Below are 12,201 nucleotides of genomic sequence, written 5' to 3'. Positions count from 1 at the left end.
GGGTCAAAGGCCAGGAGATCCTTGGAGTGGGAGGTATGGGGATGGCTGGAGTGCCGGCGGGGGTTGTGGCTGCGGGTGGGTTGGTCGGGGGGTATTCGGTGGCTCGGTGGACCAAGAAGCGGCCCTTGGGTGGGGTCGCGTTGGCCGCTGCCGGGGTCGTGGCCGCTCGGGGGTGGCGGGAGAAGGCGGGGAACGGGACGGCGGCCGCGCTCGGTGGGGCGTATGTCGCCGCATTCGCCGGGTCGCATCCGCTGGCGAAGAAGATCGGGGCCTGGCCGTCCGTCTTCGCCGTCGCCGGTGGCGTTGCCCTCGCGTCCTGGGCTCTTGCCGATCGGCGGTAAGGGTTCGTAAGCGTACGAGGGCGGGCTGGTCTGGTTCTTCGGGGTGCCCGCCCTCGTGGGGTTCCTGTCTGGTCGGCCGGCGCTCAGTCCGACGCCGAGGTCAGGAGGTCCAGCTCCGGCTTCGTCAGCTCGAGGTCGACCGACGCCAGCAGAGCGGGGAGCTGGTCGACGGAGCTGGCGCTGGCCAGGGGGGCCACGACTGTGGGCTGGGCGAGGAGCCAGGCCAGGGCGACCGTGGCGGGCTCGGTGCGGTGGTTGGCGGCGACGTCGTCCAGGGCGGCGAGGACCTTCTGGCCGCGCTCGGTCTCCAGGTGCTGGGCCGCGCCCGAGGAGCGGGGGCTGTCGACCGCCGTGCCCGGGCGGTACTTGCCGGTCAGGAAGCCGGACGCCAGGGAGTAGTACGGGATGGTCGCCAGGTGGTGGCGGGCGGCGACGTCGGCCAGCTCGCCCTCGAAGGTGTCGCGCGAGACCAGGTTGTAGTGCGGCTGGAGGGCGACGTAGCGGGCCAGGCGCTCGCGAGTGGAGAAGGCCAGTTGGGCCTCCAGGCGGTCCGCGCCGACGTTGGACGCGGCGATCTCGCGGACCTTGCCCTCCCTGACCAGCTCGTCCAGGGTGGTGATGATCTCCTCCACCGGCACCGACGGGTCGTCGTAATGCGTGTAGTAGAGGTCGATGTAGTCGGTCTGCAGCCGCTGGAGGGACTCCTCGACGCCCGCTTTGATGGCGGACGAGGTCAGCCCGCGCGGCTCCGGGGAGCCGGCGCCCACCTTGGTGGCGAGGACGACGTCGGAGCGGTTGCCGCGGGAGGCGAACCAGTTGCCGAGGATGGTCTCGGACTCGCCGCCCTCGTTGCCCGGTACCCAGACGGAGTAGACATCGGCGGTGTCGATGAAGTTGCCGCCCGCCGCCACGTAGGCGTCGAGCACCCGGAAGGACTCGGCCTCGTTCGCGGTCCAGCCGAAGACGTTCCCGCCGAGGGAGAGCGGGAAAACGGACAGATTACCGATCTTCTGTGTGTGGTCAGCCATACGTCTTTACAACGGTTGGCTGGGCCGGGTTGTTCCGGCCTGTTGTTCCGGCCTGTTGTTCCCGCGTGCGTTCCTGAGGGGCGGCCCCGTCGGGACGTAAAGCCCCGTCGGGACGTAAACCGGCGGCCCTGGCGTCAAGGGGGGAGAGAGCGCCAGAGCCGCCGGAGTATCAGGGGTTGTATCAGGGGTTCATCCCGTGCTGGCGCAGCCAGGGCATCGGGTCGATCGGCGAGCCGCCGCCCGGCCGGACCTCGATGTGGAGGTGCGGGCCGGTCACATTGCCGGTGGCGCCGACCCGGCCGATGACGTCGCCCGCCGTCACCTTGCCCGAGGTGACGACCATCGAGGACAGGTGGCAGTACCAGACCTCGGTGCCGTCGCTGAGGGTCAGCACGATGCGGTAGCCGTACGAACCGGCCCAGCCGGCCTGGGTGATGGTGCCGCCGTGCACCGCCTTGGCCGGGGTGCCGGTCGGGGCGGCGAAGTCCTGGCCGGTGTGGTCGGCCGACCATATGTCGCCCGCCTGGCCGAAGCTCGCGGTCAGGGTGTACGAGCCGACGGGGAGGGTGTACGCGGCGGCGAGCCTGGCCTGGCGCTCGGCCGCGGCCTTCTTCTCGGCCGCCTCCTTCGCCCGCTGCTCGGCGGCCTTCTTCTCGGCCTCGACCTTGGCCTTCCGCTGGGCGGCCACCTCCGCGGCCTGGTCGGATGCCTTCTCCGCGGCGGCCTTCGCCGCGGCGGTGCGGCTGTCCTCGTCCGCCGCGTTCTGCTGGTTCTCGGCCTGCTGGAGGATGCGGGCGCGGAGCGCCTCGCCCGCGTCGGTGGTGCCGCGCTGCTCGTCCTCGCTGGTCAGACCGGCCTGGGAGAGCGGGGCGGCAGCCGTCTGCGGGTCGCTGCTGCTGTCGTCCGACATCCAGGAGCCGATGCCGGGCAGGTCCTTGGCGGCGGGCAGGCTGGCCTTGACCTCATCGGCGACATGACCGAGGTCCGGCATAGAAATGGGCGGCTTGGGACGGTCCTTGGCGCTGGCCATGCCGCCCGCACCGACCGCCGCGATCACGCCGACCCCGAGGACGGCGCCGCTGCGCGCCATGGTCCCGCCGCGCTGCTTGGCCACGCGGTGCCGGCCGCGTACCGGAGCGATGGACTCCTCGGTGGGGTTCCACTCCTCCCAGGGCTCGGTCTCGAATCCGGCACCCGGGCCCTCGAACGCGTCCCCATCCGCATCCGGGTACCGATCGTCGGGGGCGAAGTAGCCGTCCCCGGAACTCATCCCGACGCCGGCGTCAAAGCCGGGGCCGTAGGCGGTGGCGGTCCCCAAACCGCCTCCCCGTGTGCGATACGGGGCCTCGTCCAGGGCAGACCTGTTGGACGCCACGGAGGCGCACTCCTTTCCTTCCTTCTCGCCTACCGGGTTAGCTGACGGGTTCGGAGCAGGAAGGTCTCCTACGGGTCAGGTTCGACCCGATTCACCCCAAGGTGTTGGTTCCCCGGTTCCCTTGGTGCTGCTGGTGGTGCGGTACTGCCAGTGTGCGTACGGGATTCGGCGACGGCGCACGGTGCCGCCCTTGCGACGGTTGTGACGACCGCGCTGCGTTATCGAACGTTAATAGAGAGCGCGATGTGATTCCAAGCTGTTCTGAGGAATCCGCGCACCTTTGGCATGAACTTAACCCTCAAGAAGGGGCATATGAGGGCGAGTCGGCGCACTGGCCAAAGGTTTGCAAAAACGCGTGCGGGTCGATCGTGCAGCAATTGTTATGCGGAGGGGGCTCGGCCGACTACGCACGGTATGGACCCGGTCGGCTAAGGACGGTGGGGAGCGTCGCTGTCCCTCGTACGGCCGGTGCGGTGCGCATCACCGTCGTCGCGCCCGTTCCCCCGTCCGTTCCCGCGGGCCGGGGTCCGGCGGACCGCCAGCAGCGCCATGTCGTCCGACGTCCCGCCGTCCGTATGGCGCTCGACATCGGCCACCAACGCGTCCAGCAGCTCCTGCGGATCGGCGAAGCGGCGGCCGCGCAGCTGCTTCGCCGGGTCGTAGAACTCGCCATTGCGGTCCCGGGCCTCCGTCACCCCGTCCGTGAACAGCAGCAGCGTCTCCCCCTCCGCGAACCCCAGCTCCATCACCCGGTCCGGCCACCCGGCCAACTCCCCCATCCCCATCGGCAGCGCCGCCGCCTCCGGCTCCAGGGCGCGCACCGCTCCGTCCTCCGTCATGAGCAGCGGCGCCGGATGGCCGCGGTTGAGCAGTCGCAGAGTGGAGTCGCCACGCGGAATCTCGGCCACCACCGCCGTCGTGAACCCCTCGAACACCTCCAGGTCGGCCCGCCGGGCGCCCTCACGCTGCAGCGCCCGCTCCAGGCGACCCACGAGCGCCTCCAGGGTCGTCTCCTGCTCCGCCGCCTCCCGGAAGCAGCCCAGCAGGATCGCCACGACCTCCACGGCCCCCAGCCCCTTGCCGCGTACGTCGCCGACGGTCAGCCGTACGCCGTGCGGGGTGTCCTGGACCGCGTACAGGTCACCGCCGATCGCCGCGTACTTCTCCGCCGGGACGTAGCGCGCGGCGATCTCCAGCCCGGCGAGACGGGCGGGCGGCGCGGGCAGGACGGCGCGCTGAGCAGCCTCCGCGATGCCGCGCGCCGAGGCGAGCCGGTGGTAGCTGCGGCGTACGACACGGTTGATCGCCACCGCCAGCACGGTCACGGTGGTGACCGTGACGATCTCGGTGGCCGCCTGGGTCGGGTCCGTCACACCGTGAAACTCCGCCAGCAGACAGGTCGTGAGGACGGCGATGACGGCCATGATGACGGTCTGCCGCAGCGGGAAGAGCGCCGCGGCGACCAGAGGGGCGGCGGCGAAGAAGGGCGAGGCGGTGTAGCCGGACGGGGTGGCCAGGTCGAAGCTGACGCCGCCGAGGATGAGGATGGCGGGAACCCAACGGGCCACCCGGCCCAGCAGCCCCTGGTGAGCGTCCTCGGCCGGGCCGGGCCCCGCGGTGGGGCCGGTGAATGCGTCGGCGGAGGCAGCACCGGCCGCAGCGCCGGTGTCGATGAGCGTGTGCAGGCGGGTGCGGCGGCGGTGGGTGCGCGGGCGGCTCAGCCGGGGCCAGGCCGTACGCCACTTGGTACGGGCGCCCGTACGAGCCCTGCTCCCTCGCACCCGCACCGGCTTCTCTCGCTTCCCTGGTCCGCGTCCCGCCGCGTCTCGGCGTCGCCGTCGTCACAGCGTCGCCGTCGCCACCCTCGTCGCCTTCTCCACCTTCGTCACCAGGCTTCCGGCTGACGGGCGGCCAGGCGAATCGGTGTCGGCCAAGCGGGTGCCGGACGGGCGCCGTGAGCGGGCCCATCTCCCGCGCGTGCGCTGCGGGCAGGCGGCGGGCACGGGGAGGGGGCACTGCGGGCACGTGGAGGCCGCACACGGGCACTCAGCGGGCACGCGGCGGGCGCCCTGCGGCGCGTCAGAGGCTGTGGGCCTGTCAGAGGCTGTGGGCCCGTCAGAGCCGCGCAGGCGTTACGGGCGTCAGAGGTTACGCGGCGGGTGCCCTGCCGCCCCGTCAGGGGCTACGAGAGCGTCAGCGGCTACGAGGCGTCCGCCGCCTCGGGCACACCAGAGCCTACGGATCAGCAAAGGTTACGGATTCGCCAGAGCCTGCGGATGTGTCAGAAGCACCGATGCGCCGTCAGAGGTCGACGCCCAGCGCGCGGGCGTGACGGTCCGCCGCGAGCTCCGCCGAGACCTCGTCGAGGTAGACCTCGCACACCAGCCGGCCGTCCCGGGTGAGGTTGTGCTCCAGCTCCCACAGCACGACCTCGTCCCCTCCGGCGAGCAGGAAGGCGTGCTCATAGAACCGGCACCAGGTCGCGTCGGGGCCGCCGGAGCGGCGCCGGGGCTTGGGCGCCAGTGCGATGTCATGGGCGAACGCGGTCGTCAGCAGCCGCTCGGTCTCCTCGCCCGGGCGGTCGGCGTTCTCCGCGCGGCGCAGGACACGACGGGCGTGGTCGGCCGAATTGTCGGCCACATACGCACGGGAGCTCTCCAGGGGCTCGGCCGTGTGCAGCAGCTGGTCCGGCAGCCACAGGGGTAACCCGTCGAGCTCCTCCCAACGGGCGCCGCCGAGGCGATCATGGACGCGGCGCTCGGCCAGCGTCAGGGCGCCCTCGTCCGCGTAGAGCTCGTACAGCGGGCGACCGTCCTCGCCGGTGTTGTGCTCCAGTTCCCACAGCAACAGGCTGCTGCCGTCGGGGAGCAGGAAGACATGCCGGTAGGTGCTGTAGCCAAGCCGGCCGCACCGCTCATTGCACTGCCGGCAGGACCGCAGCTCAGACTGGTGCATCAGGGCGCTCCGCGCCTGTGCCAGCACCGCCTCGCCGATCTCGAAGCCGTTCTGCGCACAGGCCAGCAGCCCGTCCATCAGCTCGGCCGGGGTTCCGTCCGCTCGTGAGTGCCCCATGTCTCTCCTCCCGCCTCCCGGCGTTGATTCGCCGCGCCCCCCGGGCGACCACCTCGCGCACTTAGCGTAGCGGTGTGAACACGCACCGCGCCGCGGTTCCGCGAAGCCGTCGGTGTGACTGTGCCTCACTCACTCCTGCGCCGTAGGGCCAGGATGTATCACTCGTCCGGCCGGTCGAACAAGGGCGGGGGCCGGGGCAGGGCGACCCGACCGCTCGGCGTGGGGCCGCCCCCGGTCGTCTTCCGGCCGTCTTCCGGCCGCCACGCGGCCATCGGTGCTCCACCGCCCCGTCACCACCCCGCAACGGCCCGGCAGCCGCCCTCCTCCCCTCCTCATAAAGGAGATTCAGATTCCGCTGGGCCAAATGGAGCTCACATTGGTCCCCCTTAGCTGGATTCTCGGATAACACGCACCGGAAGAGCCATATTATGCCGGACGGGTGAAGCTGACTGGCGGCCCGAAGCCTTAACTGATGAGCTTCGTTGTGTCATGCGTCCGTGAATTCGCGGAGCAACCCAGACGGAGGATTTAAGTGAACATCGGCAAGAAGGCAGTTCTTCTGACCGCGGCCGCCGGCGCTATGGTCATCGGTGGCGCGGGTGGTGCCCTGGCCAACAACAACGACGACTTCGTCGCGCAGCTCAACAAGTGCGACACGGCCACCGGCCTCACCGTCAACCACGCCATTTTCGCTCCCACCGGCGACCTCAACGTCGGCTCGGACTGCGTCAACTTCACCAACAGCGATGGTTCGGTCATCCAGGCCAACGACTGCGACACCCGCACCGGCACCACCCTGAACATCGGCTTCGCCGCCCCGACGGGCGACACCAACATCGGCTCCAAGTGCGCGAACATCGCCGTCGACGACGACGACAGCGGTCACCGTCGCTGAGTCGCTGACCCTTTCATGGTGTTCCCGCCCGCGGTAACACCATGAGGCATCCCCCCCCGTTGGGAATCGCGGCCCTGGAAGCTTCTCTTCCAGGGCCGCTGCCATGAAAAAGGTTTTCGGTGACGGTGCCGAGCACACCGCGCCGAAAGCCCGATTGGAGGCTCTTTATGCACATGCGCAAAAGGTCGGCCCTTCTTATGGCCGCCGTGGGTGCGCTGCTCATCGGCGGTGCGGGCGGAGCCGACGCCGCCGATTCCGGTCCCAGCCGCGCGGCAGGCGCCAACGGCGGGACGCAGAGCAATCGCTGCACCACCAGTTCCGTCGTCGGCACCATCACCGTGGCCGCCGGCTCGACCGAGCTCAGCAATCAGACCGACTGCGTCAACACCGCCGAGTCGGGAGTGTCGGAGCAGAAGAACCGCTGCCGTACCCACTCCGTCGTCGGCCCGATCACCGTCGCGCTGGCTCCCGGATCCGAAATCAAGAACGGGACCAACTGCGTCAACGTCAGCAAGTCGGGTGGTGTGACGAAGCAGACCAATGACTGTCGCACCACCTCCGTGCTGGGTCCGATCACCATCGGCCCCGGCTCCGACGTCACCGCCGAGACCAACTGTGCCAATGTCGCCGGCTCCGACCCGCAGAACGGAAGTCAGGGCACCAGCTCGAACGGCACGAAGAGCGGTGGCCTGGGAAACCGTCAGCGCTCCTGAAACACCGAGCTCACCGGAGTTCGCCACCGAGCTTCCGGAAAAAGCCGCTCGAGATGAACGCGGCCTTGGGGAAATTCCCCCGGGGTCGCGTTCATTTTTTGCGAAGAGAAGTCCACCAGCTTCCGCACCGGCTGAATATATCTTTACTGTGGCGGATGGGTGATGCTTCGCATGGTCCCGGATCCCGGATTGCGGAAACCTCGTTCAAGAGGTGTCTGCGGAATATTCGCGGAGAAGACCCGATATGGAGGCACCAGAACAATGCAGATCGGCAAGAAGGCAGCTCTCATGGCCGCGGCGGCCGCGGGCACAATGGTGGTCGGCGGCGCCGGTAGCGCGAGTGCTCATGGGCTCTTCCCGCAGTCCAGCAGTGCTCAGCGAAACCACTGTGACACGGCCACCGGCCCCACCACCAACAACGGCGTTTCCGCTCCCACCGACGACCTCGACATCGGCTCGGACTGCATCAACTTCGCCAACCGCGACGGTGCGGTCCTCCAGTCCAACGACTGCGACACCGCCACCGGCACCACCCTGGTCATCGGCTTCGCCGCCCCGACGGGCGACACCAACATCGGCTCCAACTGCGCGAACATCGCCCTCGACGAGCCGGACCAGGTCGTGGTCGTGCACAAGGAGGCGCCGAAGAAGCACAAGGCCAAGGAGCAGCACAAGGCCAAGAAGGTGCACAAGGCCAAGGCCGAACCGCACAAGGCCAAGAAGCACCACAAGGCCAAGGTGAAGGCGAAGAAGAAGGACTGCAAGCACTGACGGCCGATCTCGCGATCGAGCACGCGGCGCCCCGGGAAGAAGCGACTTCCGGGGGCGCCGCGGCGTTCAGCCGAATTCAGTGACGGCGTTCAGCGGTGTGATTTCAGCATCCCGTGAGAGCCGGTACACACTGGTTCGGGTTGTTCCCGATGACCGTGGTCGCGGCGAGCGAGACCGTGCCGCCGTCGGTGAAGATGCCGCCGCCCTGACCGCCATTGGCCGTATTACCGGTGACCGTGTCGCCGATCATTTGTGTCGTGCCCGCGTGCTGGAACAGCCCACCGCCGTTCAGCGTGGCGGTACTCCCGGACACGGTGGTGGCCTGCACACGCAGTGCGCTGCCCATATTGGCGATACCGCCGCCGAAACTGCCGGCGGTGTTCTCGGCGACCCGGCCGCCGTTGATCGTGAGATCGCCGACCGCGGTGGCGATACCGCCGCCCTCGAAGTTGGTGGTTCTGTTCCGCGCGACCGTGACGGCGCCCAGCAGCGTCGTTCCGAAGTTACTGACGCCGCCGCCCGAGCTGGACGCGGTGTTGTCGGAAATGTTGCCGCCCGAGACGCTGAGGGTGGCCGACGTATTGATATGGATACCGCCGCCGTCCCCCGCGGAATTGTGCGTCACATCCGTGGCCGAAAGCAGCGCCGAACCGCCCGAGGCGACCTCGACGCCACCGCCGACGTTGCTCGCGGTGTTGCCCGTGACCGTGGCGTTGATCAGCCTCAGTGAGCCCGCGTCGAAGATGCCACCGCCGTCGGTGCCCGCCCCCGAGGTCGCCCGGCCGCCCGAGAAGGTCACGCCGTTGACCGTAAGGCTTCCACCGGGCGCGATCTCCGCGAGCCGGAAGTCACCTGCGGACGCGCTGCGTCTGATGGTGGATTGGGTGCCGGTGATGGACACGTCACGAGTGATGAGAGGAAGGCCATCGGCTCCATGGGGACCGGTGAACGCCGCGGAGCCCAGCGTGTACACACACCCCGGCGCCAGGACGACGGACCCTCCCGAGGGCGAGCTGTTGGCCTCGCTCACCGCGATGATCAGCGCCGCCACGTCCCCGCAGGGCACCGGGGCCGCCTTCTCACCCTCCTTTCCGCCGCTTCCCTTTCCTTCGGCGGACGCCGGAGCGGAGACCGCCCATACGGATACCGCCAGCGCCATGACGGGGATCAAACCCCGGATCGTTGTCGCGAGTCGCACGAGGAGTCTCCTTAGCGTTTCCGAGCAGCGGGCCAGACGCAGCAGGTTCAGACTCTGCGGTCGAGTACCGCTCGGCATCCGCTCAAGCGCTGGTCGAGTGAGACTCGATCTTCTGTACGACGGGGGGTGGGAACCCCCCTCCGGGTCGCCGCAGACCGTGCGGCGGGACCCTCAGGAACGATGAAACCGCAGGTCACCAATGGCGCCTGCGGTTTCAGCGGTGGGTCATCAGGGGCTCGAACCCTGAACCAATGGATTAAAAGTCCACTGCTCTGCCAATTGAGCTAATGACCCGCACCCCCGCAGCATAGCTCGGCCGGGGGCCAACACCCGAGCCAATACCCTCCGGGAGCGAAGGGCCGTGCAACAGCGCGGTGTTGCACGGCCCTCTCGACGGCCCGATCAGCCGTTGCGCTTCCAGCGCGGCTTGTCGGCGCGCCGGTCGAAGGACGAGCCCCCGGAGCGCTCGTACGAACGGCCGCCGGTGGAGCCGCCCCGGTGGTCGTCACGGCGAGCCGGACGGTCGTCGCGACGGTCGCGGTTGAACGGACGGTCCCCGCCGCGGTGGTTGTGGTCGCGGCGCTCGAAGGAACGGCCGCCACGGTCGTTCTCCCGGCGGTCGCGGCTGAAGCCGCCGCGGTCGTCACGACGCTCGTACGGACGGCCGCCACGGTCGTCCCGCCGTCCGAAGTTGCCACGGTCGTCGCGGCGGTCGCGGTTGAAGCCGCCACGGTCGCGGTCGTTGTTGTCCCGGCGGTCGAAGGAACGGCCGCCACGGTCGTTGTCCCGACGGTCGCGGTTGAAGCCGCCGCGGTCGTCACGCCGGTCGTCACGACGGTCATCGCGGCGGTCGCGGTTGAAGCCGCCACGGTCGCGGTCGTTGTTGTCCCGGCGGTCGAAGGAGCGACCGCCACGGTCGTTGTCCCGACGGTCGCGGTTGAACGGGCGGTCCCCGCCACGGTCGTCACGCCGGTCCCGGTTGAAGCCACGGTCGCGGTCGTTGTCCCGGCGGTCGAAGGAACGGCCACCCCGGTCGTTGTCCCGGCGGTCGTACGAGGAGCGGCGCGGCGCCTCGTCGTCACCCGCGCCCTCGGCGGCGTCCGCGGACTTCACCGCGGGCACGGTCGCGGGCTCCGCCGTACGCTGCGCCGGCAGCGTCACAGCGGCCGCGGCCACCGTCTCCGCCCCGGCCTCGGCCGCGGGCTGCGCCGGTGCCACGGTCTCGCCGCGCTCCCGCGCCGCCCGCGCGGACAGCCGGTCGGCCTCCTCGCGGAGCTCGACCGCGCGCCGCTGCACCCGCTCCAGCTCCCGGCTGAGGTCCTGCACCTCGCGCTCGGCCTGCTTGGCCGCGTTCGAGGCCGCCTCCGCCTGCACCTCGGTGAGCGAACGCGCGCCGGTGATCTGGGCCACGTCCTCGTCGAACGCACCGCCGCCGCCGACGATGTGACGGGAGGCGTCGACGCCCGCGTCCTCCATCAGCCGGAAGATCTGGCGGCGCTGGTGCGGCAGGGCCAGCGAGACCACGGTGCCGCTCTGGCCCGCCCGGGCCGTACGGCCGGAGCGGTGCAGATAGTCCTTGTGGTCGCCGGCCGGGTCCACGTTCAGCACCAGGTCGATGCCGTCGACGTGGATACCGCGCGCGGCGACGTCGGTGGCGACGAGCACGTTGACGTACCCGCCCTTGAAGTCGGCCAGCGTGCGGGTACGGGCGCCCTGTGTCATGCCGCCGTGCAGCGCGTCGGCGCGCACGCCCGCGTCGCACAGCTGCTCGGCGACGCGGTCGCAGCCCAGCTGGGTCCGGACGAAGATGATGGTGCGGCCCTTGCGCGCCGCGATGGCGGCGGTGACCGGCGCCTTGTCCTTCGGCTTCACCACGAGCACGTGGTGGGTCATCGTGGTGACCGCGCCCTGTGCCGAGTCGACCTCGTGGGTGACCGGGTCGACCAGGTAGCGCTTGACCAGGCTGTCGATCTCGTTCTCCAGCGTCGCGGAGAACAGCAGCCGCTGGCCGCCCTGCGGCACCAGGTCCAGGATCTCGGTGACCTCGGGCAGGAAGCCCATGTCGGCCATCTGGTCGGCCTCGTCGAGGACGGCGACCTGGACCTTGTCGAGGGTCGCGGCGCCGCGGTCGATGATGTCGCGCAGTCGGCCCGGGGTGGCGACGAGGATGTCGACACCGCGCTCCAGCGCGTAGATCTGATTGCCCATCGAGGTGCCGCCGCAGACGACCTTGAGCTTGAGGCCGAGGACATCGCCGTAAGGCTGCAGCGCGTCACTCACCTGCATCGCCAGCTCGCGGGTCGGGGTCAGGATAAGGCCCCGGGGCCGCTTCTTCTCGGTGTGTCCGCCGGACAGCGTGGTCAGCAGCGGAAGACCGAACGAGAGGGTCTTGCCGGAGCCGGTACGGCCGCGGCCGAGGATGTCCTTCCCGGCCATGGCGTCGGGGATGGTCGCCGCCTGGATCGGGAAGGGCGTGGTCACGCCGTTCTGCGCCAGCTTGCGGACGATCTGTTCGGGGAGGCCGAGGTCGGCGAAAGTGATGTCGGGCGCCTTAGGGGTCTCGGGGGCTTCCGTGGCGGCTTGCTCAGCCTGCTCGTCGCGCTGCTCCTGCTCGAACGGCTCGGCCGGAGCGGTCAGCTCGTTCGGCTCATCGACAGCGGGCATGACGGCGTGATCAGTGGAAACGGACATGCGAAATGCGAAACCTTCCGGAGTCTCGGCACGCGCCCAAACTCCGTGTTGTCGCAAACGACCGCCTCTATGCGGTCAGCCACGGGATGGCAAGGAACGCGCCTCACGGCGCACTTT

At 69.8% G+C, this 12,201-nt stretch carries 10 protein-coding genes, 1 tRNA gene and 1 riboswitch; of the genes, 4 read left to right on the top strand and 7 right to left on the bottom strand.

The genetic code is table 11. The features are described 5' to 3' along the window. Nucleotides 1–41: 41 nt before the first annotated feature. Nucleotides 42–341 (top strand): hypothetical protein, encoded by a 300-nt coding sequence (locus tag AS97_RS25185; protein WP_210565720.1) that lies wholly within the window; start codon nt 42–44, stop codon nt 339–341. Nucleotides 342–424: 83 nt separating this feature from the next. Here the strand turns inward: AS97_RS25185 and AS97_RS25180 are convergent, their stop codons facing one another. The 4 genes from AS97_RS25180 to AS97_RS25165 form a co-directional block, all read right to left on the bottom strand. Then, nucleotides 425–1,369 (bottom strand): aldo/keto reductase, encoded by a 945-nt coding sequence (locus AS97_RS25180; RefSeq protein ID WP_210565719.1) that lies wholly within the window; start codon nt 1,367–1,369, stop codon nt 425–427. Between the two features lie 181 nt (nt 1,370–1,550). After that, nucleotides 1,551–2,744 carry a M23 family metallopeptidase gene (locus AS97_RS25175; RefSeq protein ID WP_210565718.1) on the bottom strand — a complete coding sequence of 398 codons (1,194 nt, stop codon included), beginning with the start codon at nt 2,742–2,744 and terminating at the stop codon, nt 1,551–1,553. A gap of 11 nt (nt 2,745–2,755) precedes the next feature. Beyond that, nucleotides 2,756–2,925, bottom strand: a riboswitch (cyclic di-AMP (ydaO/yuaA leader). A gap of 247 nt (nt 2,926–3,172) precedes the next feature. After that, nucleotides 3,173–4,324, bottom strand: a complete 1,152-nt coding sequence (locus AS97_RS25170; RefSeq protein WP_247204827.1) for a PP2C family protein-serine/threonine phosphatase — start codon at nt 4,322–4,324, stop codon at nt 3,173–3,175. 721 nt (nt 4,325–5,045) lie between these two features. Continuing rightward, nucleotides 5,046–5,816 (bottom strand): DUF6227 family protein, encoded by a 771-nt coding sequence (locus AS97_RS25165; RefSeq protein WP_210565716.1) that lies wholly within the window; start codon nt 5,814–5,816, stop codon nt 5,046–5,048. 532 nt (nt 5,817–6,348) lie between these two features. On the opposite strand from AS97_RS25165, the gene AS97_RS25160 reads away from it, so the two are divergent. The 3 genes from AS97_RS25160 to AS97_RS25150 all read left to right on the top strand — a co-directional run bounded on the left by AS97_RS25160 (nt 6,349) and on the right by AS97_RS25150 (nt 8,195). Beyond that, nucleotides 6,349–6,711, top strand: coding sequence for a hypothetical protein (locus tag AS97_RS25160; protein ID WP_125760269.1), 363 nt, complete (start codon nt 6,349–6,351; stop codon nt 6,709–6,711). 167 nt (nt 6,712–6,878) lie between these two features. Next, a complete protein-coding gene (locus AS97_RS25155; RefSeq protein ID WP_125760270.1) occupies nt 6,879–7,424 on the top strand; it encodes a hypothetical protein in 546 nt (181 codons plus the stop codon). Nucleotides 7,425–7,685: 261 nt separating this feature from the next. After that, on the top strand, nt 7,686–8,195 hold the full coding sequence (locus AS97_RS25150) for a hypothetical protein (protein WP_210565715.1): 510 nt from the start codon (nt 7,686–7,688) through the stop codon (nt 8,193–8,195). Nucleotides 8,196–8,298: 103 nt separating this feature from the next. Here the strand turns inward: AS97_RS25150 and AS97_RS25145 are convergent, their stop codons facing one another. The 3 genes from AS97_RS25145 to AS97_RS25135 form a co-directional block, all read right to left on the bottom strand. After that, nucleotides 8,299–9,393, bottom strand: a complete 1,095-nt coding sequence (locus tag AS97_RS25145; protein WP_210565714.1) for a right-handed parallel beta-helix repeat-containing protein — start codon at nt 9,391–9,393, stop codon at nt 8,299–8,301. Nucleotides 9,394–9,614: 221 nt separating this feature from the next. Then, nucleotides 9,615–9,687 (bottom strand) — tRNA-Lys (locus tag AS97_RS25140). Nucleotides 9,688–9,795: 108 nt separating this feature from the next. Next, nucleotides 9,796–12,084, bottom strand: a complete 2,289-nt coding sequence (locus AS97_RS25135) for a DEAD/DEAH box helicase (protein ID WP_210565713.1) — start codon at nt 12,082–12,084, stop codon at nt 9,796–9,798. Nucleotides 12,085–12,201 lie beyond the last annotated feature (117 nt).

The organism is Streptomyces sp. AgN23 (assembly GCF_001598115.1).
GTDB lineage: Bacteria > Actinomycetota > Actinomycetes > Streptomycetales > Streptomycetaceae > Streptomyces > Streptomyces antimycoticus.
This window is presented reverse-complemented; position numbering and strand designations above follow the sequence as displayed.